The sequence below is a fragment of the Ochrobactrum sp. Marseille-Q0166 genome (assembly GCF_014397025.1).
Classification (GTDB): domain Bacteria; phylum Pseudomonadota; class Alphaproteobacteria; order Rhizobiales; family Rhizobiaceae; genus Brucella.
Genome location: NZ_JACJUO010000001.1, coordinates 547,969 through 572,500, shown reverse-complemented (window position 1 = coordinate 572,500; position 24,532 = coordinate 547,969). Strand labels below are relative to the sequence as shown.

Sequence of the window (24,532 nt, the reverse complement as noted above, 5' to 3'; positions counted from 1 at the left end):
ACGGTGTTGTCGAAAAAGCGGGGTGGACAAATGGCTATGGCAATCAGACTCTGATTCGCCATGCAAACGGTTATGTTAGTAGCTATAGCCATCAGAACGCCATTGCCCGTGGCGTAAGCGCCGGACAGCGTGTGCGTCAGGGACAAGTCATTGGTTATGTCGGTTCAACTGGCCTTTCAACCGGACCGCACCTTCATTACGAACTTATCGTAAACGGCACCAAAGTTGACCCGCTTCGAATTCGCTTGCCAGACAATAAAGCTCTTAGGGGTGCGGAGCTTGAAGCTTTTATCCAAGAACGTGATCGCATCGATACACTTCTAAGCACAGATGATACAGGCACAAAGCTCGCCTCGACTGGAGCGACAAAGAGCTAATTGATTTATCCGCTATTAGATTTAGAAACATAAAAGCACCCAAAAATCGGAACTGATTTTTGGGTGCTTTGCTTTCTAGCGTTATTTTCCGCCGGGGCTATTCCGTGAATTCAACGGTTACGCCCGCTTTTACAAGCTTGGCCAATTCTTCTGCATCCCAATTGGTCAAACGCACGCAGCCATGGCTGGATGTCTTGCCGATGCGTGATGGTTCAGGCGTTCCATGAATACCGTAGGTAGGTTTCGAAAGCGCAATCCAGACTGTACCGACAGGGCCGTTTGGACCCGGCGGAATGGTCAGAACCTTGTCATTATTGCCCTGTTTGAAATTGAGCTTCGGATTATAAGTGTAATTCGGGTTTATCGCGATGCGCTGTACCTGCACAATACCGGAAGGTGACGGCGTATCAGACGAGCCGATTGTTGAGGGATAGGCAACAACGAGCTTGCCATTCTCATCATACCCCCGAACCTGCTTGCGAGCCTTATCTGCTATAATCCGCGCGACCTTTGCACGGACAGGCTTGCCAAGGTTCGGAACCTTCACAATGGAACCCGGCTGATTGAAGTTCACGCCGGGATTAATTTCTTTGAGATAAGCCTCGTCGATATGAAATTTCTCGCCAAGCATTTCCGTAACCGATGTGTAGGCCATAGCCGGAAGCTGAGCCTTATGCGCGTAATCATCGGGAATAGAAGCTACATATTGCCGTCCAACATCCTCATTGGTGATCGTATACTCGGTGAAAGCTGGCCCCCCGGTTGCCTGCAATTCGGCATCAATCGCAGCTTCATCAGTTGGGTTAAGGAACTTGCCTGTCATCTCACTATAGGCAGCCGCAGCTTTATCGACATTGCTGCCCGAGCGGCCATCAATCACGCCCGGAGATGCGCCAGCACGATCCAGCAAAACTTGATAGGCCGCGATCTTTTGCTTTGCCCCCTGCCCTTTCGGCATTTCAATAGCAGGTGTCATATCGTGAGTATTCGGTATGGCATGCGGCTGCGTTGAAGGCTGCGCATAGCCGGGATCGCGATTGATGCTGGCTGTCGGTGATTCCGTATCAGGATATTCGGTACCCGCCGGAGGTAATTCCGAACGCTGCACCTGACCGTCACGGTTATAATCATAACCCGGAGCAGCCGGTGCTTCCGGATAATAATTGGGGTCTTCCGGCACGTTGCCGAAACCGTCATAGGGTGCACCACCGCCAACTGGTCCATCAAACCAGCCACCATCCTGCCGGCCACCGCTTGCATAACGTCCTGAATCACGAGGGTCTTCGATATTCAGAACACGCCCGCGGCGATCAATAGTCACCTGACGGCCATACTCATCCGTGTAAACGCGCACACCACGATCTCGGCCACGATCATGCCCCCAGTCGAAAAGCTGTGCCAACTGTATCGGTTGGGTCGCATCGCGATCATCCGCAAAGGCAGAACCACCTGCTGCAAGAATGATTGCAGAACCAAACAATCCGAAGCGAAGCATGCGTAAGAGATGCGACATACAAGAAACCCTGAATTACTTTAGGTTAAGGGATGCAACTATATGGTTAACAATTAATTACTCAATAACAGCAAATGTCAGATGAACTGGACATGAAGATGGCCTTGAAACCGGATGGTTAATGAAAAAAGCCGTTGTCGAGTGACAACGGCTTTTTTCTGTCAATGTCGATAAAGGTTTAAGCCTTTTCGTCTTCCTTCACTGGCTCCCCTTCGCCCATCACGCGGATGGGACGAAAGTTAAGCCGATCCGAACCAGGCAGTATCTTCACGATGGAACCGTCAAGAATATCGCCAAGTAAGATACGTTCAGCCAACGGGTCCTGAACTTCCTTCTGGATGACCCGCTTCAATGGGCGGGCACCATAAGCCGGATCGTATCCTTTGTTTGCCAGCCATTCGCGAGCATCGTCTTCAAGTTCCAGCGTAATTTTGCGATCATGCAGCAGAGACTGCAAACGCTTGAGCTGAATATCAACAATTGAGCCCATGTCCTCGCGGCGGAGCCTGTGGAAGAGGATGATTTCATCAACACGATTCAGGAATTCCGGACGGAACGAAGCCCGTACGACACCCATCACCTCATCACGAACGCTCTCGACATCGTCATTCTCCCCGAGATTGACGAGATATTCAGCGCCAAGATTCGAGGTCATGATGATGACCGTATTGCGGAAATCGACTGTACGACCCTGACCGTCGGTCAGGCGACCATCATCAAGAACCTGGAGCAACACGTTGAACACATCTGGATGTGCCTTTTCGATCTCATCGAACAGGATCACCTGATATGGCCTGCGCCTTACAGATTCCGTCAGCACACCACCTTCTTCATAACCGACATAGCCGGGAGGTGCACCAATGAGGCGGCTTACAGAATGCTTTTCCATGAATTCCGACATGTCGATGCGAACCATCGCCGTGTCGTCCTGAAACAGGAAAGAAGCCAGCGCCTTTGTCAGCTCGGTCTTACCCACACCTGTTGGTCCAAGGAAGATGAACGAGCCGATCGGCCGGTTCGGATCCTGAAGACCCGCACGCGCACGACGCACCGCCTTGGAAACAGCCTGAACCGCCTCGCCCTGACCGACGACCCGCTTTGCCAGTTCATCTTCCATGCGCAGAAGCTTTTCGCGTTCACCTTCCAGCATCCGTTCGACAGGAATGCCAGTCCAACGAGACACAATCTGCCCAACGTGATCCGGTGTTACCGTTTCCTCAAGCAGAGAACCTTTGTTCTCGTTACTTTCAGCGTCGACCAGCTGCTTTTCAAGCTGCGGAATGGTGCCATAAGCAAGTTCACCCGCCTTCTGAAATTCGCCGTTACGCTGTGCGATAGCCAGAGCATTGCGGGCTTCTTCCAGCTGACGTTTCAAATCGGCCGCCAAGCCCAGCTTCTGCTTTTCAGCCTGCCACTTTGCCGTCAGCTCGGCTGATTCTTCTTCCAGATCGGTCAATTCTTTTTCGAGACGCTGTAGCCGATCCTTTGAAGCCGTATCCGTTTCAACCTTCAGTGCTTCACGCTCGATTTTGAGCTGCATCGCGCGACGGTCGATTTCGTCAAGTTCTTCTGGCTTTGAATCCACCTGCATACGCAAACGCGATGCAGCCTCATCGACAAGATCAATCGCCTTATCCGGCAGAAACCGGTCAGTGATGTAACGGTTAGACAAAGTTGCCGCTGCGACAAGTGCCGAGTCGGAGACACGGACCTTGTGGTGCTGCTCATATTTTTCCTTCAAACCGCGAAGGATCGAAATTGTATCTTCAACCGTTGGCTCATCGACAAATACCGGCTGGAAACGACGTGCAAGGGCCGCGTCCTTTTCAACATACTTGCGATATTCCTCAAGTGTGGTCGCGCCAACGCAATGCAACTCGCCGCGTGCCAGCGCAGGCTTGAGAAGGTTCGATGCATCCATTGCACCATCAGACTTGCCTGCACCAACAAGCGTATGCATTTCGTCGATGAACAGGATAATCTGTCCAGCAGCCGTCTGTACTTCCGAAAGCACGGCTTTCAGACGTTCTTCAAACTCACCGCGATATTTTGCCCCGGCAATAAGCGCACCCATGTCAAGCGCCATCAACTGCTTGTCTTTCAGTGATTCCGGCACGTCACCATTGACGATACGCAGCGCGAGACCTTCGGCAATTGCTGTCTTACCAACGCCTGGTTCACCAATCAGCACCGGATTATTCTTGGTACGACGTGACAGAACCTGAATCGTGCGACGAATTTCTTCGTCTCGACCAATCACCGGATCAAGCTTGCCCGCACGCGCATCTTCCGTCAGATCGCGCGCATATTTCTTCAGCGCATCATAATTGCTTTCAGCGGAAGCAGAATCGGCTGTACGGCCTTTACGCATGTCATTGATGACCTTGTTGAGCGCGGTCGGTGTGACACCGGCAGCAGCAAGAATTTCAGAAGTTTTTGCTGATTTTTCGATCGCAAGCGCGGTAAGCAAACGCTCAACGGTCACAAAGCTGTCGCCAGCCTTGGCTGCAAGCTCCTCAGCAAGGGTAAAAACCTTTGCCAATGGCTGCGCAAGATAAAGCTGATCATTACCGCCGGTCACTTTCGGCAGTTTTTCCAACGCTGCCTGCAAACCGATACGCACATCTGCAATACGGCCGCCAGCACGCTCAATCAGCGACGCGACAAGTCCCTCGTCATCGTCAACGAGGACTTTGAGAAGATGTTCAGGCGTGAACTGCTGATTGCTGGAAGAAAGCGCAAATGTCTGGGCCGACTGAATGAAGCCCCGAACCCGTTCAGTGTATTTTTCAATATTCATAATGTCTCCTTTTCCCTCCAACCCGTTCTGGCATTGGAAGACTTTTGGTGACGGAGCCCCCATATTCGGCTGGCTCACTATCCAAGAAGAAATATGGGAAGATGAACAGGGTTAGGCAAGACCAGAAAAGCCATCAAAGCATAAATAAAAATGGCGCGGAAAACCGCGCCATCATTTTGAAATCAATCATATCGCCGTTTCAGCAATTACGCATCAGAATCTGCGGTTTCTGCAACTTCATCCTTTGGAACACGGCGCGGACGACCCGGACGGCGGGTGGTGCGGACCGGCTTTTCTTCAGGTGCGGCTTCAACCGGAGCTTCTGCTGCAACTTCGGGCTTTTCAGCAACGGGCGCAACTTCTTCCACAATCTTCGGAGCCCTTGGAGCGCGTTCCGCACGAACTGGCTTTTCTATGACTGCCGCAGGCTGTTCTGGCTGCTCAGAAACCTCAACTACTGGAGCCTCTGCAACAACTGGTTGTTCAGATGATTCTTCCGAATTGAAACGCTCGCGCTGCGGACGACGGCCACGGCCCAAACGACGATCACGACCTTCACGCGGGTGCTGGCGATTATCGGAGCGGCTTTCTCCACGATTATCACTGCCTTCTTCGCCATAAACGACTTCGGCAGGCGTGCCTTCAATAACAGGTTGCGGGCCCGAACCGTTCACTGGCTGAGGTGCAATAGAAGGAGTGGCTGGCACGAAGCCGCCTTCATCCTCATCGCCGCCATCATTGTCAAAGTTTTCTTCGCGCTGATACGGAATGTTCTGCTGCGCCATGGCAGCCATAATGATGCGGTTGTAATGTTCCGCGTGCTGAAGATAATTTTCAGCCATGACACGGTCGCCGGATGCCTGAGCGTCACGCGCCAGTGTCGTATATTTTTCTGCAATATGTTGCGCATTGCCACGGATTTTTACATCCGGACCATTGCTTTCATAATTACGCGACAGTGGATTGGGGCCCTTGCGGTTGTTATTGTTGTTATTATTGTTATTCCCCCGTCCGCGCATGCGCCTGTTCTGCTGTGCTGGCCTCATCGTCTTCTCTTTTCAGATTAAAGGGCGTCAAATTCCGTAGCTTAAAGCCACCGGCTTCGCTTTATCGAGCCATGGAGGAAGCACACCCTAAAACTTCCCACATATCGAATGGTTAAGAGCTTCGCATTGCTCAAAAAGAACAACACGAACTTTTCGGCTTGGCATTTTGCAAGACTCTCCGAACAGAAAACCCTTCGGAACTATTTTTGAAAGTCGTGCGCTTCCGTACAAACCATCCCCTGAGAAAACCTCACGGGAGCATGACCTAAATCGTCATGGAGCATTTCCGCCACCGCCCACAAGCGGGCAAAACCATTCTGGCTGTATACGGTGGCTGGAAACTAAACGGCTTCGCCGTAAATTCCAAGCGCTTTTTTGGATCATCGAGCGTTTTTTAACACTCAGCCCGTCAAACACCCGCAACAGCTTGATGTATGAAAACCATGGCCCTTCTATGGCCACTGAGATCACTAGCAACATCGGTCAAATGGAAATCAGCACTTTCAAAAATAGCGCACACATCATCAAACTGGCCTGCGCCAATTTCGACGGCAATCATTCCATCATCATATAGGTATGCGTGGGCCCCGCTTGCAAGGGCGCGATAAAAATCAAGCCCGTCAACTCCGCCATCAAGGGCTGCCATTGGATCATGCTCGCGCACTTCCCGCGACAGATCTTCGATTTCCTTGCTTGGAATATAGGGCGGGTTAGAGACGATAAGATGAAACTTGCCACTTACATTTGCGAACCAGTCGCTTTTAAGCGCAGCAAACCTTTGGCTCACGCCATTGGCCGCCGCATTGATCCGCGCCATGGCCAGTGCACCGTCGGCAACATCAAGCCCGACGCCGTTGAGCTTCTCAAATTTATGCAGAAGCGAAATCGCGATGGCACCTGTTCCGGTGCCCATATCGAGCATCACGGCCTGACTATGATGTTCGATCAGCTTGTAGAGATAAGGTGAAACCAGTTCGACAAGTGCTTCCGTATCGGGGCGCGGTTCGAGAGTTTCCGGTGAAAGCCGGAATGGCAGACCATAAAACTCACGCAACCCGATGATGCGATGCACAGGCTCACCTGTTATGCGGCGCTCAAGCGCATCATTTAACTGGATAACCTTGGCTTCATCGATAAGCTTTTCCGGCCATGAAATCAGATCAAGCCGCGTTGCACCGGTCGCCCATTCAACAAGCAACTGCGCATCAAGATCGGGTGTATCAACGCCCGCTGCTCGCAAGCGCTTGCGACTTGACGAAATCAGTTGATCAAGGCGTTCACCACTCACGCGTTTTCGCCCAGTTCCATCAGGAGTGCTGTTTGATGATCGGAAATCAGCGCATCGACCAACTCATCAAGCTCGCCCATCATCACCCGATCGAGTTTATAAAGCGTCAGGTTGATGCGGTGGTCGGTCACGCGGCCCTGCGGAAAATTATAGGTGCGGATACGCTCCGAGCGATCGCCAGAACCAACCTGACTGCGGCGTGATTCTGAACGTTCACTCTCAGCCTTCTGTCGCTCCATGTCGTAAAGACGCGCACGCAGGATCTGCATGGCGCGTGCACGGTTCTGGTGCTGCGATTTTTCCGCCTGAACAACCATAATGCCCGTAGGAATATGCGTAATACGCACGGCCGAATCGGTCGTATTGACGTGCTGACCACCCGCGCCCGAAGCGCGCATCGTATCAATGCGAATATCTTCGTTACGGATTTCAATATCAATATCTTCCGCTTCGGGAAGTACGGCAACCGTTGCCGCGGACGTGTGGATACGGCCGCCTGCTTCGGTTTCCGGTACGCGCTGCACACGATGAACGCCTGATTCAAACTTCAGCTTGGAAAAAACGCCCTTGCCAGAAACAGTTGCAATAATTTCTTTAAAACCACCTGCATCGCCGTCACTTGCCGAAACCAGCTCAACACGCCAGCCTTTTTCGGCAGCAAAACGCTCATACATACGAAAGAGATCGCCGGCAAAAAGAGCGGCTTCAAGTCCCCCTGTGCCAGCGCGGATTTCAAGGATCGCATTTTTCTCGTCAGCGGCATCTTTGGGCAGAAGCAGGATCTGCACTTCCTGCTCTAGCGTCTCAATGCGCTTTTCGACCTCTGGCAATTCTTCCACAGCCAATGCACGCATTTCAGCATCTGTAGATGCATCATCACGCATCGCTGTAAGATCTCGCGCCTCATTGCGTGCGTCTGTCAGCTCGCGAATTTTACCGACAACATCCTGCAGCTCCGAATATTCCGAAGCCAGTTTCACATAGGTGGCGGAATCAGGATTGTTTGCCATCTGGCTTTCAATCATCGAGAACCGCTTCAAAAGCTGGTCCATCCGGTCCTGTGGCAAGGCTGTCATTGCTATGTCCTAAATTTTCTCGAAGTGAGAATAAACAAAATCGGGCACAGCACAAAAGGCGCTATACCCAATGATAAAATGCAATTTTCTACGCTATAGCGGAATATCGTTGTCTTCTGCAAACTGAAGCAGCAATTCGCGTAGCGAATGCGCACCGTTTGGCTTGTCCAGCTTGTCATTCAGCAAAGCATTCAGCTCACTCACATCAAGCGCTGCCAGCATTGCTTTAACTGGACCAATGCTTGCGGCCGACATCGAAATTGAGCGGAAACCAAGACCTATCAGCGCCATCGCTGTCAGTGGACGCCCTGCCATTTCACCGCACAATGTCACCGGCTTACCGTGCCGATTACCTGCATCCACAATGTGACGCAGTGTACGCAGAAATGCAGGCGACAGCTGATCAAAACGGCCAGAAATCAGCGAGTTTCCGCGATCAACCGCCATCAAAAACTGGAACAGATCGTTAGAACCAACGGAGACAAAATCCACCAGCGACATCAGCTCATCGAGCTGCCATAAAAGCGCTGGCACTTCGATCATTGCGCCAAGCTTAAGATTAAGTGGCAACGTGTGTGCAAAGCGCGAAAGATGACGCACTTCGCGATCAATGATCTCGCGTGCAGCCTTCACTTCGCTGACTTCTGTCACCATCGGCAGCATGATTTTGAGCTCACGACCACCGGCCGCTTTCAAAAGCGCGCGCAACTGGGTGCGTAACAAACCGGGCCGATCCAACGTCAGACGGATCGCGCGCCAGCCAAGAGCCGGGTTTTCTTCCTGACCGGTTGCGCGGAAATATGGAAGCACCTTATCGCCACCAATATCAAGCGTTCGGAAAGTTACTGGCTTGTTACCAGCCGCTTCAATCACCGAACGGTAAAGACGTTCCTGCTGTTCTGCACGTGGGAAGGTCGACGCCACCATGAACTGAAGCTCGGTACGAAACAAACCAATGCCTGCGGCGCCCGACGCAGAAAGCTGCGGCAGATCAACCAGAAGCCCGGCATTCATCAACAGCGAAATATCGACGCCGTCTTTTGTCAATGCAGGCTTGTCACGCGATTCCCGATAAAGCGCCTGACGGCGTGCCCGGAAGCGTACCTTTTCCGCATATGCAGTTTCCACATCCGTCTGTGGGCGCAGATGCACAATGCCTTCATCACCATCGACAATAGCGGCATCGTTATTTTCCGCCATGGAAACAGCGCCCTTGGCCTGACCAACCACGGGAATACCCATCGCGCGCGCAACAATCACTACATGGCTGGTGGCTGCGCCATCTTCCAGAACAACGCCACGCAAGCGCTCACGTGGATAGTCGAGTAGCTCGGCAGCCCCCATCGTACGTGCGACGATAATGGCATCCTTAGCCAGTGATTCGGCGATGGTTTTCACATCCCGCCCCATGAGCTGACGCAGCAGGCGGTTTGCCAGATCATCAAAATCGGACAGACGTTCACGCATATAAGGATCGGTCAGATGTACCATGCGCGCGCGCGTGTCGCTCTGCACCTTTTCGACCGCTGCTTCCGCCGTCAGACCATTATGTATAGCTTCTTCCAGACGACGCACCCAGCCACGATCATGCGCAAACATGCGATAGGCTTCCAATACTTCGCGATGCTCACCTTCCACAGCCACATCACGGCGCGACAGCATGTCATCGATGGAAATACGCAGAGATCCGAGTGCCGTTTCCAGTCGTGTTAACTCTGCCTGACTGTCTTCATTGAAGAGATTAGTTACAACGATACGCGGCTCGTGCAGCACGACATGACCAAGGCCGATGCCGTCATTGAGCGCGTTGCCCGTAACACTCATCGGACGGCCGAGATCAAGTTCGATACCCGGACGCGCCAGCCGCAGACCATCGCCAGTCGCGATAATCTCCGCAAGAACCATAGCTGTCGTCTCAAGTGCTTCAACCTCGTCTTCGCGATATGCCCGCTTGGTCTGATTCTGGACGACAAGAACGCCCAAAGTGCGACCAGCGCGAAGAACAGGGACACCGAGGAATGAATTATAGGCTTCTTCACCCGTTTCAGGCAGATAGGCGAAGGCGGGATGGCTTTGCGCATCAGTCAGGTTCAAAGGGCGTGCGCTGGCGGCAATTGTACCGACGAGCCCCTGCCCCAAACGCAACTGCGCCAAGTGAACAGACTGTGGATTGAGACCTTCGGTTGCATAAAGCTCAAGAACGCCATCCGCACGAAGAATGTAGAAGGAACAAACTTCCGCAACCATATTTTGCGCGATTTCACGGACGATCCGGTCAAGGCGTTCTTGCGGCTCCAGCGGTTCCGCCATCAATTCGCGCAACCGCTTCAGCAGCACGCGGGGACCAGTTGTCAGATCACGCATGATCGTAGAGCGCTCCTCATTTGGTACAGGCGCTGCTTTTCCGCAAAGCCAGTTCCCTTTACCCGCCTGCGAAGCGTTACGCCGAATCCTTTGTGAGCATTTTTGCCACCCACGTCTAGTCTCTTCATCAGAAAATCTGATAACTCATATAATAAGAAAATGCCGCCCCCAGATTATGGGGAGCGGCATTGTTTCAAAACGAACCAGGCCCAGCCGGTTATTTATTTATCGAGACCGTAGACGCCATGCAGTGTACGAACTGCGAGTTCTGCATAAGGACCATCAATCAAGATGGAAATCTTGATCTCTGATGTAGTGATCGCACGAATATTGATTCCCTTTTCGGCAAGCGCTTTAAAAGCAGTCGCTGCAACGCCTGCATGGCTGCGCATACCGATGCCGATCACGGAAATCTTGGCAAGACCGGTTTCAGACTGAATGTGATCGGAACCGATTTCACCCTTCGCCTTATCGAGAACACGCAATGCCTTGTCGATATCACCTGTTGGAATCGTAAAGGTCATGTCGGTTTTCGAACCGTCTTCCGATACGTTCTGGACGATCATATCGACATTGATGTGCTCCTCGGCCAATGGACCGAAAATTGCTGCCGAGATACCCGGCCGGTCGGCCACGCGTCGGAGCGAAATCTGAGCTTCATCCTTCGCATAAGCGATACCAGTGACGACCTGCTGTTCCACGATTTCATCCTCGTCGCAAATGAGTGTTCCGGGCGGGTTGATCGGATCATCCATGCCCGGTGCATTGGGGTCCGTAAAACTTGAGCGCACGAAAGTGCGTACTTTGTGTACCATGGCAAGCTCGACCGAGCGCACCTGCAGAACCTTGGCACCAAGCGAAGCCATTTCCAGCATTTCTTCAAATGTAATGCGGGAAAGGCGCTTTGCCTTGGGTTCAATGCGCGGATCAGTCGTGTAAACGCCATCAACATCGGTATAGATGTCGCAGCGATCCGCCTTCACACCTGCCGCGATGGCAACGGCCGATGTATCCGAACCACCTCGGCCAAGCGTTGCAATGCGATTATCAGGACCAATCCCCTGGAAACCGGCAACAACGGCAACCTGCCCCATTTCCATACGACGGATTATTTCTGATCCGTCGATTTCCTGAATACGGGCAGCACCATGTGCATTGTCGGTCTTGATCGGAATCTGCCAGCCCTGCCACGAACGCGCGTCAACGCCAATGGACTGCAGCGCAATGGCCAGAAGGCCGCTCGTTACCTGTTCGCCAGAAGCAACAATCGCGTCATATTCGCGTGCATCATAGAAAGGTGACGTGCCACCGGCAACCTTGGGCATGTTCTGCACCCAGTTGACCAGTTCGTTCGTCTTTCCCGACATTGCGGAGACCACGACGGCAACCTGATTGCCCGCATCGACTTCACGTTTGACGTGGCGCGCCACATTAGAGATGCGTTCCAGATCGGCCACAGAAGTGCCGCCGAATTTCATCACGATGCGCGCCATTTAAGGATACGTCCCGTCTTTTGAAAAATTACACTAACGCCTGCCGAAACATTATTTTCTTGCGACAGACAAACCCGGGGTCACATAGCTAAAATGTCGCGCTTCCGCAAGGGTATGATTCCCGTGAAACAATAATCAGCGCTCACGATTCAGGAATTTGATTTGATCCTTGACTTTAAGACGCTACCTTGAGAGCAGAACTGCACGCCGCTTCCGCAGGAGAATGATATGAACGAGACTGCCCGCACCACAATCGATGCTTCTGAAATCGAGCATTTTTCGCGCATTGCTGCGCAATGGTGGGACCCGCAGGGCAAGTTCCGTCCGCTCCACAAGTTCAATCCGACGCGCCTTGCCTATATCAAGGAGAAGGTCTGCGAAAAATTTAACCGCGATCCGAACAGCCCACGTCCGTTTGAAGGTCTGCGCTTGCTCGATATCGGTTGCGGCGGCGGCCTGTTGTGCGAGCCGATGTCACGTCTGGGGGCCACGGTGATCGGCGCAGATGCATCCGAAACCAATATCGAAGTCGCAAAAATCCACGCCGCCCAAAGCGGTGTCGAGGTTGATTATCGCGCGACCACTGCAGAAGCTCTGGCCGAAGCTGGGGAGAAATTCGATGTCGTGCTGAACATGGAAGTGGTCGAACACGTCTCTGACGTCGATCTCTTCATGTCTGCGACCAGCGAAATGGTGAAGCCGGGTGGCTTGATGTTTGTCGCCACCATTAACCGCACGCTCAAGGCCTATGGCCTCGCGATCATCGGTGCTGAATATGTACTGCGTTGGTTGCCACGCGGCACGCATCAATATGAAAAGCTGGTGCGCCCGGAAGAGCTCGAAGCAGCACTTTCCAAAGCCGGTCTCAATCTCATCGACAAATTGGGCGTAACCTACAATCCGCTAACCGACAGCTGGAGCCGTTCTCGCGATACCGACGTTAACTACATGGTTCTCGCTGAGCGGCCTGCTTAATAGAGCAACTATCAGCGTTTCTGCGCTCTCGTCGTCAGCGCCACACCGATGGCGATGACGACCGCGCCGATCCATGTGAGCGGCGGATAGTGTTCACCCAAGAATAACGTGCCGGAAATCAGCCCCAGCGCTGCTGCCACATAACCGATCTGGCTGAGATAGACGGGACCACCAACGGCCTGCAGTCGGAAGAACAAGGCAAACATGCCAGCTGACGCAATAGCCTGTGCGACTGCTGTCAACGGCGCAAGCGCCAGCGTCTCAATCGGGAAATCGCCGTTAAACAATAACATCCCAATCAAAAGCATGACGGCTGCGGCCAGATGGCTTCCCGAAGCAAGCTCGGTCGGATCAGCATTTTTCGGCCAGTCGAGAGTGCGATAGACATTCCCCATCGCAAGAAAAACCGGAATGAGAAGCGCAAGCCCGATCCATAGAGGATCGGCTGGTTTGCCAACCTCGCCACGCGTCATTGCAACCATAATTGCGCCGATGAAGCCTACGATAATGCCCGCGATACCCAAACCATTCGGTCGACGAAGACCAAACCCCATCGAAATGAGCAGCGTGATCACCGGCGACAGCGTGTACATGATACCCGTGAAACCAGCGCCAAGCCGCGGTATCGCAGACAGGATCAGGAGATTGGGCAGCGCATAGGAAATCGCGGCGGTGCAAATATAATAGCGCAGCCTGCCACCCGAGAATCCCACCCGCTTTTTGCTCAAAAGCAAAACCAGAAGCAGAATAATCCCCGCACTGGCTGAAAACAGGAATGTCCACATTGCAGGTGGAATACCTGCTTCGGCAGCGATCTTCCCCAGCGGCAGAATAAGCCCCAGCAGTATGCCCGTCGCTATTAAAAGGAAGGGCGCGGAATCCATCAGTTTCATGCGCCCATTCTCCTACGCATTCACAATTGCAGTCAGTTCTTGTCTTCCGGGAAAACAGGTAAAGGCATCACATCAACGCCGTCTTCGATGAGTGAGTGAACATCTTCCTTTGAAGCTTCGCCGTAAATGCCCCGCGCTTCAGTCTCACCAAAGTGGATCTTGCGTGCTTCTTCGGCAAACTGATCGCCAACATAATCCGCGTTTTCACGGACCTTACGACTCAGCTCCCGCATTTGTTCAAGCATCTGCTTCTGCGCTTCACTCATGGCAATCGCCACCTGCTCTTTAGAGCGACTGGTGGAGACGGCAGGCGCCATCAAAGATTTCTGAACCTGAGCAGAGTTACAGGCAGGACAAGTGACGAGTTTACGCTCTGACTGCCGGTCGAAATCGGCATTGTCACGAAACCAGCCTTCAAATTCATGGCCGTGATCGCAATGAAGCGAAAAGCGGATCATAGATTATGCGTCCTCGTTCTCTTGGGCGACCTTCACCGAAAACTCGCGCGCATTCTTGAGGTTTGGCACTTTCGCACGAGCAGCAGTGCTTTCGCTGACATCGATATCGGCGATAATTACACCGGGCTCATCATGAGCAGCTTCTGCCAGAACCTTACCCCATGGTGAAACGATCAGCGAATGACCATAAGTCTCGCGACCATCTTCATGCACACCGCCCTGAGCGGCAGATATCAGGAATGCACCATTTTCAATTGCGCGCGCACGCTGCAAAACATGCCAGTGAGCTTCACCCGTCTGGCGTGTGAAAGCAGCTGGTCCGGTAATCACATTGGCGCCCGCCAGCGCCTGCGCGCGAAACAATTGCGGGAAACGAATATCGTAGCAGACCGCCATGCCAACTTTGGCAAAAGGCAATTCAGCAATCACCGTTTCCTTGCCCGGTTCATAGGTTGCCGATTCGCGCCAGCTTTCGCCATTGTCGAGATCGACATCAAACATGTGAACCTTGTCATAGGTCGCAATCTTGTCACCGGACGGGGCAAAGATGCCGCCACGATTGGCAATCTTGCCGTCACCGGCTGCAATAGCCGTTGATCCGATATGCAGGAATATGCCGTGCTTCTTTGCAAGTGCCGATGCTGCCTTGAAGACAAGGTCTCCGTTTTCATCGCGCAAACTTGCAAAAAGCGCGGCACGATCGCGCATCAGCGCTCCGGTCATTTCAGGGGTTTGCACATATTGAGCACCCTTTGCCACGGCATCGGAAACCAGTTTTTCCATCGCCTCAACATTGCGGGCCACATCGGTGCCCGAACGCATCTGAACGGCAGCGGCGCGAAAAGTGCTCATAGGTATCTCCCCCATCATGATGTTAGTTCAGTTCGCCGGTCGCAAGCAGGCCATCAAGCTTGCCAGCATTGTCGAGAGCAAAGAGATCGTCGCAACCGCCAACATGCACTGAACCGACAAAAATCTGCGGGAAGGTGTTGCGGCCCGAACGCGCCTGCATTTCCGCACGCAATTCAGGTGTAGCGCCTGCATTGATTTCGTTAAACTCGACACCCTTGTCTTTCAGAAGGCCAACCGCACGCGTGCAGTAAGGGCAGCCGGGGCGGGTATAGATCGTAACATCGGTCATGTAAAACTCCATTCGTTGCCCACTATATAAGTGGCAAAGCAACGATCTGGAAGCCCCTGATATGTTCACTAATCCGGCAAAACCCGGCTGAATGTAAGCACATCCACGCTTTTTGCACCGCCACGCAGCAGCGCCCGCGTGGCAGCCTTCACCGTTGATCCCGTCGTATAAACATCATCAATCAGCAGCACGCGGCGTCCACGCACATGAATGTCATGCTCCTTTGGCACCCGGAAAGCGCCATCGACATTTCGCTTGCGTTCCTTCAAACCAAGTCCGATCTGCTGGCTGGTGCGGCGAATACGCTTAACTGCCTGTGGTGCAAAAGGTTTATCGCTCAGCTGCGCCAATGCACGCGCCAGCTCTGCCGACTGGTTAAACCGCCGCGACCAGAAGCGCCACTTGTGCAAAGGCACAGCCATAATGACATCGCACTCATCCAGCAGTTCGCGCCCAGCGCGTTGCATCCAGCGCGCCATCCACGGCGCAAGATCGGTTCGATCATGAAACTTGAGTGCTACCGCCATGCGCTGTGCAGCGCCTCTATGCAACACAGCCGAGCGCAGACGGCGAAACGGCGGTGGATCGGCGATTGCTTCGGCGCTCATGAAATTCTCGCCGAAATCATGATTGAACGGAATGCCAAGTACCGGACAGTAGGGCTTTTCGATAAAACGCAATTGCGACCAGCAATGTGGACACAGCGTTCCGGGCTCAGAAACCTGTATGCGGCAACCGATACAACTCGCTGGAAAAAGAATATCGGCAGACATGCGCAAGCAGCTGCGAACAGCGCCAAACACTCCCGTTTTAAGCCTGAACAACAAGCTTTGATGTGCCCTGTCGTCATCAACCATTGCATTCGCCCCCGTTCGAATGCATCTACGCTCATATCCATATTAACTACGCATATCCGAAAGAGAAGACGGAATCGCAATGGCTGCCCAATTGTCTGAAAATGCGATTTTTGATCGCGATCTCCAGCTGGCGTTCCGCCGCCGTGCCTTCAGACGTGCGGTGTCCGGTGCAGACTTTTTGCTGCGCAGGGTAGCCGACGATCTGGAAGACAGGCTTGATGCTGTCGAGCGCCACTTCCCCGTGGCCATAGATCTCGCAGGCCATAATGGCCTTGCAGCAGCGGCCATTGCCCATTCTGGTAAAGCAGACATGGTTTTGCGCATCGAACGCGATGAAGCTTTTCTCGACGGCCCCTTCCCGGCGATTGTCGCCGATGAAGAAGCCTTACCGCTCCGGCCTCAGAGTGCCGATCTCATCGTTTCGCTGCTATCGCTGCATTCGACCAATGATACTCCGGGCGCCATGATACAGATTTCGCGTGCATTAAAGCCCGACGGGCTGTTTCTCGCAGCGCTCGGCGGCAATGGAACCTTGGGCGAACTGCGAGAAAGTCTTTTGCAGGCAGAAATCGAGCTGACGGGCGGCGCTTCACCGCGCATTTTCCCTTTCGCAGATGTTCGCGATGTTGGCGGTCTTCTGCAACGTGCAGGTTTTGCACTTCCCGTGACGGACGTTGATAGCGTTACCGTGCGCTATGACAACATTTTCAACCTGATGGCCGATTTGCGCGCCATGGGTATGCAGAATGTATTGCGTGATCGTTCGCGCAAACCCGTTTCAAAAAAGCTTTTCCTGCGTGCAGCCGAAATCTACGCCGAACGGTTCAGCGATCCGGATGGTCGCATCCGCGCAACTTTCTCGATAATCTGGCTTTCGGGCTGGGCACCGCATGAATCACAACAAAAGCCATTAAAGCCCGGTTCCGCCAAGGCCTCACTGGCTGATGCGCTCAAAAACGTCGAATAGGCTTTAACAATCGCCTGAATGACTCCCATCCGCATCGATCACACAGATCGGACGGAGTGGCGCTTTACGCACCTGGACAGCATCTCGTTTGATAGAACCCGTCATGGTACGATCAATGCCCGCTGGCAACACGGATTGCGCCGCAACCTTATTGGCCTGGTCGTTCAAAATAGGCACAATGATCAGTGCAAGGGCAACAGCCGCCGAACCAAAAAGAAGCACGACCCTGAGGATGCCACGACCAGCTTTCGAGAGCGGACCCGGTGTATATTCATTATGATCGGCACTGAAATAATTATTATCGAAACTCATGAGGCTAACTCCGGGACGCTTATCCCAGAGAATGCCGCAGTGGAGTGAATCATCAATTAACGTATAAGGTTAACAGGTAAGGAATTGGGTACTATTTCAAGACTTTCCACAAGCTCACAAGAGATCGATCAGAAATGGGATCAACGGCTCATCAGCCGGTGGCATAGGATAGTCGCGCATATCCCTCGGTCGCACCCATTTCAACGCCTGCCCTTCCAGCCCCTGAGCCACACCTTCGAAGCGGCGGCAGACATAAAGCGGCATTAAAAGATGAAAATCATCATAGGTGTGGCTGGCAAAAGTGAGCGGAGCGAGACAGGCAACTTTTGTCGTCACGCCGATTTCTTCCTGAAGCTCGCGGATCAGCGTTTCTTCAGGCGTTTCACCTGCCTCAACCTTACCACCAGGAAACTCCCAGAGACCTGCAAGTGACTTGCCTTGAGGACGTTGTGCAAGAAGCACCCGACCATCAGCATCAACCAGTGCACAGGCTGCAACCAGCACGATACGGCGGGATTTCGCATCAGTCATTTTTCACCGCTCTCCCGATAGGCGTAACGATAGGCTTCCTGAAAGCCGAAGTGCTTATAAAGCGCCAGTCCCGCAATATTATCCGCTTCTATTTGCAGCCATGCCATTTTTGCGCCAAGCGACTTGGCCCATTTTAGCGTCGCACCAATCAATTGACGGCCATGTCCCTTACGGCGCGCTTCAGGCAAAGTGCCGACGTCAAACAGGCCCGCCATAGCGCCATCCTGAACGCAAAGCACATTGGACATTGCGCGACCGGCATCTTCCAGAACAAACATCCCCTTGTTGGGGCGAATACCATCCAGCAATTCCGAGAAACCCGGACGAAGTTCTGTCGGACGGCCATGAATGGCGATCGAAGCATCGACAAACCGACCAATATCTTTCAAGGGCGTTTCATCACGCTCATCTGTAAGATCAAGCTCGCCAAGATTGGCGGTCATGACGATGGTTTCATCCTTGCGCTTCCAGCCAAGACCTTCGAGATAGTTTTCAAGCTCTAAAGGTGCCAGAGGCGACAGCCTGAAACAGGGAACGCGTCCATAAACGCGAAAACGTTGCGAGGCCTGTTCGATACGTGCCGGAATATCGCGCGTATCGCCCGGATCAAGCGGGTTGACCGAGTTGAGCCGCTTTGAAGGATGGGCTGCCGTCATGCGTATCGCCCACGTTCCGTCATAATGAACAGACGTGGCAGGCCATGCGCGAAAGCCAACGGCCTCCAACTGGCGAACGATAGCAAGATTTGACATATTCTAACTCTTTCCAAGCTTAGCTACGATAGTCACCGTTAATCGCCACATATTCCTTGGTGAGATCGCAAGTCCAGACGGTGGCCTTACCCTTGCCGATCCCCAGGTCAACGCGAATAAGAATATCCTCGCCCTGCATATAAGCGGATGTCGCTTCTTCGGAATAAGCCGGGTCGCGCTCGCCCTGATACGCCACGCGAATATCGCCAAACCAGATCGCCAGCAAATCGCGATCAGCCGGTTCACCAGCCTTGCCGACAGCCATGACAACACGGCCCCAATTCGCATCTTCACCGGCAACAGCGGTTTTTACCAATGGCGAATTGGCAATGGAAAGTGCGATCTTTTTTGCTGAAGCAGCTGACTTTGCGCCGGTTACTTCAACTTCAACCATCTTGCGCGCGCCCTCGCCATCGCGCACAACCTGAAGTGCGAGCGACTTCAAGACGCGGGCCAGCGCCTTTTTGAATTCACCCAAACGCTTATCAGATGCATCGGTAACTTCAAGCGCTCCACGCTCTGCTGCCGATCCGGTTGCAAACAGCATCAGCGTATCAGAGGTCGATGTATCGCTGTCAACAGTAACTGCATTGAATGTAGAACCAACACCCTTGGAAAGCAGGCTTTGCAGCACATCCGCCTTGATCGGCGCGTCAGTGACAACAAAGGAAAGCATGGTCGCCATGTCAGGCGCGATCATGCCCGCACCTTTGGCGATGCCATTGATCGTGACTGGAACCTTACCCAGCAGCACCGTTTCGGTTGCCACTTTCGGATAGGTGTCAGTGGTCATGATCGCCTTGGCTGCTTCCGTCCAGAAATTGTTACTGGCAGATTTTGCCATGTCATCCAGAAGACCGGAAAACTTAGATGCATCAAGCGGCTCGCCGATAACACCGGTGGACGCAAGAAATACATCTGTGGTGTTGCATCCAACGGCCTTGGCTGCGGCTTGAGCGGTTGCCTCCGTTGCAGCACGACCTTTCAGACCAGTGAACGCGTTGGCATTGCCCGAATTGACCACGACGGCACGCGCCTTGCCATGCACGAGGTTCTGACGACAGAGATCCACAGGTGCCGAAGGGCAGAGCGAGCGCGTGAAGACACCGGCGGCTTCGGCAGGCTTGTCAAACACCATCAGCATGACATCTGTGCGGCCCTTGTACTTGATACCGGCTGCAGCGGTTGCGATGCGAACGCCGTGAATGACGGGCATGGATGGGTAATGTTTTGGAGCAAGCGGTGATACGGACGCAGACATGATTGCCTCTGGAGAGATGCGATTTGATTCTGCCGCATTGGAAAGGTTTGCGGAGCAAAATCAAGCGATAAGTCATTTGGAATAAAAACGCCCCGGAAATCCGGGGCGTTTTAAAACTTAAATTTTACTGCTGCGGAGCAGCTTCAGCTGCATCGCCCTGTTCCTGCGCCGCTGCGGCATCCTTCATCGCTTTATCGACGGCTGGATCCTTGTAGTCAATCTTCATCCCGTCGCGCAGCTTCTTCACCATTTCGACATAACGCTCACGCATGATGATCGAACGAATTTGGTCAGAAACCTGATCGAATGCCGGTGGCTGCTTGGTACGGCGATCTTCGAGCTGAATGACGTGGAAACCAAACTGCGACTGCACCGGTTCCTTGGTGTATTCACCCGGCTTCAATGCAAAGGCAGCCTTTTCAAATTCCGGGACCATCTGACCTTCGGAGAAATAGCCAAGATCGCCACCATTGGCAGCAGTGCCATCGGTTGAGCTTTCCTTGGCAAGATCTTCAAACTTTGCGCCGCCTTCAAGCTTTTTGATGATGGCCTCAGCTTCTTCCTTGGTCTTCACAAGAATGTGACGCGCACGTACTTCATTCTGTGGCGGGATCGCTGCGATTTCCTTGTCATAACGGGCGCGAACATCGGCGTCCGAAATCTTGTCGACGACCGCATCCTTGAAATACTCATTGTGGAGTGCTCGTTCACGCAAGAATTCCATGCGCTTCTTGAAATCGTCGCTCTGATCGAGCTTTTCCTTCGTCGCTTCACCAGCCATCGCCTTGATATCGATGAGTGCTGCAAGAGCTGCCAAACGGCGTTGTTCTGCAGGAAGGCGCGCAAACTGCGGATCGAGGTCACCTGCGGCCTGATCAACTTCACCAATGGTGATATCCTTGCCGTTGACGGTCGCAAGAACCTTTGTCGGATCTTCTGACGCAGCAGCAGACGTGGTTGCTTCAGCGGGTTTAGCTGCATCCTGTGCAAAGACAGCCGAACTGCTGAAACCAGCAAGTGCAACAGAGGTTGCGAGAACGGCAAGAGCCTTGCGATAAGGGGCTTTGAGAATGGCTTTCATATGGGATTCTCTCCTTCGAGACCGCCTACCGGCCCCATGAATGCGGCAGAATTTGGCCCGAAAACACTCTTATCAGCGGTATATGATAGAGTTTCCAGCCTATTGAGTGACATTGACATCGCTCAAAGCCCCTCTTATCTGTCCTTCGGCTTGTCGTCCAGTAAGCGACAGGCCGATTGCGCTAAAAATGCGCCTTTAAAGGCAGCTTTTACAGCGCAGTTTTCTTGCATTTGTTTCAATAGGCGTGAATAAAGCATTCGAAAAAGCATGATCGGCAAAAATGCGAAGCAGATTTGCGTTCGAAAATGCGGAAGAACAAAGAGTTAGAGCCTTTTTAGAACTTCGATTGAATCGAAAAGGCCATGGCGCCGGAAGCGCTTCCGGCTGAACGGACAGGAAAGGACCAGGAATGGTCAGCTTTGGCGGCCTCGCCCGCAAGATATTCGGTTCATCCAACGATCGTCGCGTCAAAACCCTGCGCGCTCGTGCGGAACAGATTACTGCGCTTGAGAAGAATTACGAAGCCCTCACCGACGAACAGCTTCAGGCGAAGACGGCGGAGTTCCGCGCAGAACTCGCTCAGGGCAAGAAATTGGATGCGTTGCTCCCAGACGCTTTTGCGACGGCGCGTGAAGCGGCAAAGCGCGTGCTCGGCATGCGGCCATTCGACGTGCAGCTGATCGGCGGCATGGTGCTGCATGAACGCGGCATCGCCGAAATGCGCACGGGTGAAGGCAAGACTCTGATGGCAACGCTGCCTGTCTACCTTAACGCTCTTGAAGGCAAGGGCGTGCATGTGGTGACGGTCAACGATTATCTTGCCACCCGCGACGCCGAAACCATGGGCAAGCTTTATAACTTCCTCGGTCTGACCGTGGGCGTCATCAAGCATGGCCTTGATGATAATGAACGTCAGGCTGCTTATGCCTGCGATATTACCTATGCCACCAACAACGAACTCGGTTTCGATTATCTGCGTGATAATATGAAATACGAGCGCGGCCAGATGGTTCAGCGCGGTCACAACTACGCCATCGTCGATGAAGTGGACTCAATCCTCATCGATGAAGCACGTACGCCGCTGATTATTTCCGGTCCACTTGAAGATCGTTCGGATTTCTACAACCTCATCGACACTTTCATTCCTGCGCTTGAGCCGGAAGATTTCGAAATCGATGAAAAGCAGAAGACCGCGATCTTTACGGAAGTCGGTACTGAAAAGGTGGAACAGCTCCTCGAAGCTGCGGGGCATCTCAAGGGTGAAAGCCTTTATGACATCGAAAACGTTGCGGTCGTTCACCACCTGAACAACGCGTTGCGCGCTCACAAGCTTTTCCAGCGCGACAAGGATTATATCGTCCGCAACGACGAAATCGTCATAATCGATGAATTCACCGGTCGTATGATGCCGGGCCGTCGCTTCTCGGAAGGTCTGCATCAGGCTTTGGAAGCAAAGGAACACGTGACCATCCAGCCTGAAAACCAGACGCTGGCTTCGATCACCTTCCAGAACTATTTCCGTATGTATACCAAGCTCTCCGGCATGACGGGTACAGCTGCAACGGAAGCGGAGGAATTCGGCAATATTTACGGCCTGGACGTTCTCGAAATTCCGACCAACCTGCCGGTCAAGCGTATCGACGAAGACGATGAGGTCTATCGTACGGTTGAAGAAAAATACAAAGCCATCGTGCGTGACATTCAGGCTTCGCATGCAAAGGGCCAGCCGGTCCTCGTTGGCACGACGTCAATTGAAAAGTCGGAACTGCTCGCAGAGCGCCTGCGCAAAGAAGGCATCAAGGATTTTCAGGTTCTCAACGCCCGTTATCACGAGCAGGAAGCCTTTATTATTGCCCAGGCTGGTGTTCCGGGTGCAGTGACTATTGCCACCAACATGGCGGGTCGCGGCACGGATATTCAGCTTGGCGGCAATCTTGAAATGCGCATTCAGCGAGAGCTTTCGGATGTACCGGAAGGCCCGGAACGCACTGCCAAAATCGCAGAGATCAAGGCCGACATCGCAAAACTGAAAGAAAAGGCACTGGCGGCTGGCGGTCTCTACGTTCTTGCTACCGAGCGCCACGAAAGCCGCCGTATCGACAACCAGCTGCGCGGTCGTTCCGGTCGTCAGGGAGATCCGGGGCGTTCCAAATTCTTCCTGTCGCTGCAGGACGATCTGATGCGCATCTTTGGCTCCGACCGCATGGACGGAATGCTGCAGAAGCTCGGCCTTAAGGAAGACGAAGCCATTGTTCACCCGTGGATCAACAAGGCGCTTGAAAAGGCGCAGACCAAGGTTGAAGCGCGTAACTTCGAAATCCGCAAGAACCTGCTCAAATATGACGATGTCATGAATGATCAGCGTAAGGTGATCTTCGAGCAGCGTCTTGAGATCATGGACGAAGAAGACCTGACCGAAACCGTGAGCGAAATGCGTCACGAAGTCATCGAGGACATGGTTGCACTGCGCATTCCGAAGGATGCCTACGCTGAAAAGTGGGAAATTGCCGCCCTTAAGGATGACATTCTCACCAAACTGAACCTTGTTCTTCCTGTTGACGAATGGGCCAAGGAAGAAGGGATCGCAGAGGAAGAGTTCGAAGCCCGCATCAAGGAAGCTGCCGACAAGGCAGCAGCCGAGAAGGCAGAACGTTTTGGACCACAGATCATGACTTACATTGAAAAGTCAGTGATCATGCAATCGCTTGATAATCTTTGGCGCGAACATCTGGTCAATCTCGACCACCTGCGTTCGGTCGTTGGTTTCCGTGGTTATGCACAGCGCGACCCGCTGAACGAGTACAAGACTGAAGGCTTCGAGCTTTTCCAGGCTCTCCTAGCCAACCTACGCGAAGTCGTCATTACGCAGCTTATGCGTGTCGAGATTGTCCGTGAAGCACCGGCAGAACCGGATTTGCCCGCAATGACTGGTGTCCACATTGATGGCACCACCGGCGAGAACGACTTTGATGAAAATGCATGGGCCGAGCATCAGCGGGATGAACGCATCATCCCGGCCTCAGAACGCGATCCCACAGACCCAAAAACATGGGGTAAGGTGAGCCGTAACGAATCCTGTCCTTGTGGTTCTGGCAAGAAGTATAAGCATTGCCACGGTGCGTTCGAATAGGCGCCTACATAATCTAGCTACCTCTAAAACCCGGCGCGCAACCGCCGGGTTTTTGTTTAAGATGAGATAATTCGCGACCCTTTAAATCAGTTAAAACTTATATATTCAGAAAGTAATTACCATCTCTCTCAATTTGCCAGCCCTTTAATAGCTAAAGCCGTTTCCTTTTACCTTTTTAAAGAACTGCTATCTAATGTCCGACTATCGCGGGTTGAAA

General features: G+C 53.0%; 21 protein-coding genes (1 of these 21 cut by a window edge). 4 read left to right on the top strand and 17 right to left on the bottom strand.

Annotated elements, in window-relative coordinates:
* On the top strand, positions 1–377 hold the end of the coding sequence (locus tag H5024_RS02690; RefSeq protein ID WP_187543911.1) for a M23 family metallopeptidase. 1,579 nt of this gene lie to the left of the window's left edge; only the last 377 of its 1,956 coding nucleotides appear in the window; its start codon lies beyond the left edge, outside the window; it ends in the stop codon at positions 375–377.
* A 97-nt stretch (positions 378–474) separates the two neighbouring features.
* Here H5024_RS02690 and H5024_RS02685 read toward each other — a convergent pair whose 3' ends face one another.
* The 7 genes from H5024_RS02685 to H5024_RS02655 all read right to left on the bottom strand — a co-directional run bounded on the left by H5024_RS02685 (position 475) and on the right by H5024_RS02655 (position 11,957).
* The gene (locus H5024_RS02685; RefSeq protein ID WP_187543910.1) at positions 475–1,890 is read right to left on the bottom strand and encodes a L,D-transpeptidase; all 1,416 of its coding nucleotides are present in this window, start codon (positions 1,888–1,890) and stop codon (positions 475–477) included.
* 178 nt (positions 1,891–2,068) lie between these two features.
* Complete coding sequence (clpB, locus tag H5024_RS02680) at positions 2,069–4,690, bottom strand: ATP-dependent chaperone ClpB (RefSeq protein ID WP_187543909.1); 2,622 nt, start codon at positions 4,688–4,690, stop codon at positions 2,069–2,071.
* A gap of 206 nt (positions 4,691–4,896) precedes the next feature.
* Complete coding sequence (locus tag H5024_RS02675) at positions 4,897–5,736, bottom strand: DUF4167 domain-containing protein (protein WP_187543908.1); 840 nt, start codon at positions 5,734–5,736, stop codon at positions 4,897–4,899.
* Between the two features lie 409 nt (positions 5,737–6,145).
* Positions 6,146–7,024: a peptide chain release factor N(5)-glutamine methyltransferase gene (prmC, locus tag H5024_RS02670; protein ID WP_187543907.1), complete on the bottom strand. Its 879-nt coding sequence runs from the start codon at positions 7,022–7,024 to the stop codon at positions 6,146–6,148.
* The gene (gene prfA, locus H5024_RS02665) at positions 7,021–8,100 is read right to left on the bottom strand and encodes a peptide chain release factor 1 (RefSeq protein WP_187543906.1); all 1,080 of its coding nucleotides are present in this window, start codon (positions 8,098–8,100) and stop codon (positions 7,021–7,023) included. The genes prmC and prfA overlap by 4 nt, the downstream gene beginning before the upstream one ends.
* A 93-nt stretch (positions 8,101–8,193) precedes the next feature.
* Positions 8,194–10,464, bottom strand: a complete 2,271-nt coding sequence (ptsP, locus tag H5024_RS02660) for a phosphoenolpyruvate--protein phosphotransferase (RefSeq protein ID WP_187543905.1) — start codon at positions 10,462–10,464, stop codon at positions 8,194–8,196.
* A 221-nt stretch (positions 10,465–10,685) separates the two neighbouring features.
* Positions 10,686–11,957 carry an aspartate kinase gene (locus H5024_RS02655; RefSeq protein WP_187543904.1) on the bottom strand — a complete coding sequence of 424 codons (1,272 nt, stop codon included), beginning with the start codon at positions 11,955–11,957 and terminating at the stop codon, positions 10,686–10,688.
* A gap of 228 nt (positions 11,958–12,185) precedes the next feature.
* Between H5024_RS02655 and ubiG the strand changes: the two genes are divergently transcribed.
* Complete coding sequence (gene ubiG, locus H5024_RS02650; protein WP_187543903.1) at positions 12,186–12,932, top strand: bifunctional 2-polyprenyl-6-hydroxyphenol methylase/3-demethylubiquinol 3-O-methyltransferase UbiG; 747 nt, start codon at positions 12,186–12,188, stop codon at positions 12,930–12,932.
* Positions 12,933–12,943: 11 nt separating this feature from the next.
* Here the strand turns inward: ubiG and H5024_RS02645 are convergent, their stop codons facing one another.
* The 5 genes from H5024_RS02645 to H5024_RS02625 all read right to left on the bottom strand — a co-directional run bounded on the left by H5024_RS02645 (position 12,944) and on the right by H5024_RS02625 (position 16,281).
* Positions 12,944–13,825, bottom strand: a complete 882-nt coding sequence (locus H5024_RS02645; protein WP_187543902.1) for a DMT family transporter — start codon at positions 13,823–13,825, stop codon at positions 12,944–12,946.
* Positions 13,826–13,857: 32 nt separating this feature from the next.
* Positions 13,858–14,283: a DUF1178 family protein gene (locus H5024_RS02640; protein ID WP_187543901.1), complete on the bottom strand. Its 426-nt coding sequence runs from the start codon at positions 14,281–14,283 to the stop codon at positions 13,858–13,860.
* A gap of 3 nt (positions 14,284–14,286) precedes the next feature.
* Positions 14,287–15,135, bottom strand: coding sequence for a carbon-nitrogen hydrolase family protein (locus H5024_RS02635; RefSeq protein ID WP_187543900.1), 849 nt, complete (start codon positions 15,133–15,135; stop codon positions 14,287–14,289).
* A gap of 22 nt (positions 15,136–15,157) precedes the next feature.
* Positions 15,158–15,424, bottom strand: coding sequence for a glutaredoxin 3 (grxC, locus tag H5024_RS02630; protein ID WP_187543899.1), 267 nt, complete (start codon positions 15,422–15,424; stop codon positions 15,158–15,160).
* A gap of 68 nt (positions 15,425–15,492) precedes the next feature.
* A complete protein-coding gene (locus tag H5024_RS02625) occupies positions 15,493–16,281 on the bottom strand; it encodes a ComF family protein (protein WP_187543898.1) in 789 nt (262 codons plus the stop codon).
* A gap of 79 nt (positions 16,282–16,360) precedes the next feature.
* Between H5024_RS02625 and H5024_RS02620 the strand changes: the two genes are divergently transcribed.
* Complete coding sequence (locus tag H5024_RS02620; RefSeq protein WP_187543897.1) at positions 16,361–17,248, top strand: methyltransferase domain-containing protein; 888 nt, start codon at positions 16,361–16,363, stop codon at positions 17,246–17,248.
* A gap of 3 nt (positions 17,249–17,251) precedes the next feature.
* Here H5024_RS02620 and H5024_RS02615 read toward each other — a convergent pair whose 3' ends face one another.
* The 5 genes from H5024_RS02615 to H5024_RS02595 form a co-directional block, all read right to left on the bottom strand.
* On the bottom strand, positions 17,252–17,560 hold the full coding sequence (locus H5024_RS02615; protein WP_187543896.1) for a hypothetical protein: 309 nt from the start codon (positions 17,558–17,560) through the stop codon (positions 17,252–17,254).
* Positions 17,561–17,674: 114 nt separating this feature from the next.
* A complete protein-coding gene (mutT, locus tag H5024_RS02610; protein WP_187543895.1) occupies positions 17,675–18,091 on the bottom strand; it encodes an 8-oxo-dGTP diphosphatase MutT in 417 nt (138 codons plus the stop codon).
* On the bottom strand, positions 18,088–18,843 hold the full coding sequence (locus H5024_RS02605) for a GNAT family N-acetyltransferase (protein ID WP_187543894.1): 756 nt from the start codon (positions 18,841–18,843) through the stop codon (positions 18,088–18,090). Before H5024_RS02605 ends, mutT begins: the two co-directional genes overlap by 4 nt.
* A 19-nt stretch (positions 18,844–18,862) precedes the next feature.
* A complete protein-coding gene (gene argJ, locus H5024_RS02600) occupies positions 18,863–20,104 on the bottom strand; it encodes a bifunctional glutamate N-acetyltransferase/amino-acid acetyltransferase ArgJ (RefSeq protein WP_187543893.1) in 1,242 nt (413 codons plus the stop codon).
* Positions 20,105–20,228: 124 nt separating this feature from the next.
* The gene (locus tag H5024_RS02595; protein ID WP_187543892.1) at positions 20,229–21,185 is read right to left on the bottom strand and encodes a peptidylprolyl isomerase; all 957 of its coding nucleotides are present in this window, start codon (positions 21,183–21,185) and stop codon (positions 20,229–20,231) included.
* Between the two features lie 409 nt (positions 21,186–21,594).
* Between H5024_RS02595 and secA the strand changes: the two genes are divergently transcribed.
* The gene (gene secA / locus H5024_RS02590; RefSeq protein ID WP_187543891.1) at positions 21,595–24,315 is read left to right on the top strand and encodes a preprotein translocase subunit SecA; all 2,721 of its coding nucleotides are present in this window, start codon (positions 21,595–21,597) and stop codon (positions 24,313–24,315) included.
* The last annotated feature ends 217 nt before the right edge of the window (positions 24,316–24,532 follow it).

Bases quoted from the DNA above. Each gene is read 5' to 3' on its own strand.
- H5024_RS02655 (WP_187543904.1), bottom strand. From the start codon at position 11,957: ATGGCGCGCATCGTGATGAAATTCGGCGGCACTTCTGTGGCCGATCTG.
- H5024_RS02645 (WP_187543902.1), bottom strand. From the start codon at position 13,825: ATGAAACTGATGGATTCCGCGCCCTTCCTTTTAATAGCGACGGGCATA.
- H5024_RS02620 (WP_187543897.1), top strand. From the start codon at position 16,361: ATGGCTGCCCAATTGTCTGAAAATGCGATTTTTGATCGCGATCTCCAG.
- prfA (WP_187543906.1), bottom strand. From the start codon at position 8,100: ATGACAGCCTTGCCACAGGACCGGATGGACCAGCTTTTGAAGCGGTTC.
- H5024_RS02635 (WP_187543900.1), bottom strand. From the start codon at position 15,135: ATGAGCACTTTTCGCGCCGCTGCCGTTCAGATGCGTTCGGGCACCGAT.
- H5024_RS02685 (WP_187543910.1), bottom strand. From the start codon at position 1,890: ATGTCGCATCTCTTACGCATGCTTCGCTTCGGATTGTTTGGTTCTGCA.
- mutT (WP_187543895.1), bottom strand. From the start codon at position 18,091: ATGACTGATGCGAAATCCCGCCGTATCGTGCTGGTTGCAGCCTGTGCA.
- H5024_RS02595 (WP_187543892.1), bottom strand. From the start codon at position 21,185: ATGAAAGCCATTCTCAAAGCCCCTTATCGCAAGGCTCTTGCCGTTCTC.
- H5024_RS02605 (WP_187543894.1), bottom strand. From the start codon at position 18,843: ATGTCAAATCTTGCTATCGTTCGCCAGTTGGAGGCCGTTGGCTTTCGC.
- argJ (WP_187543893.1), bottom strand. From the start codon at position 20,104: ATGTCTGCGTCCGTATCACCGCTTGCTCCAAAACATTACCCATCCATG.
- ubiG (WP_187543903.1), top strand. From the start codon at position 12,186: ATGAACGAGACTGCCCGCACCACAATCGATGCTTCTGAAATCGAGCAT.
- clpB (WP_187543909.1), bottom strand. From the start codon at position 4,690: ATGAATATTGAAAAATACACTGAACGGGTTCGGGGCTTCATTCAGTCG.
- grxC (WP_187543899.1), bottom strand. From the start codon at position 15,424: ATGACCGATGTTACGATCTATACCCGCCCCGGCTGCCCTTACTGCACG.
- H5024_RS02640 (WP_187543901.1), bottom strand. From the start codon at position 14,283: ATGATCCGCTTTTCGCTTCATTGCGATCACGGCCATGAATTTGAAGGC.
- secA (WP_187543891.1), top strand. From the start codon at position 21,595: ATGGTCAGCTTTGGCGGCCTCGCCCGCAAGATATTCGGTTCATCCAAC.
- ptsP (WP_187543905.1), bottom strand. From the start codon at position 10,464: ATGCGTGATCTGACAACTGGTCCCCGCGTGCTGCTGAAGCGGTTGCGC.
- H5024_RS02625 (WP_187543898.1), bottom strand. From the start codon at position 16,281: ATGGTTGATGACGACAGGGCACATCAAAGCTTGTTGTTCAGGCTTAAA.
- H5024_RS02675 (WP_187543908.1), bottom strand. From the start codon at position 5,736: ATGAGGCCAGCACAGCAGAACAGGCGCATGCGCGGACGGGGGAATAAC.
- H5024_RS02615 (WP_187543896.1), bottom strand. From the start codon at position 17,560: ATGAGTTTCGATAATAATTATTTCAGTGCCGATCATAATGAATATACA.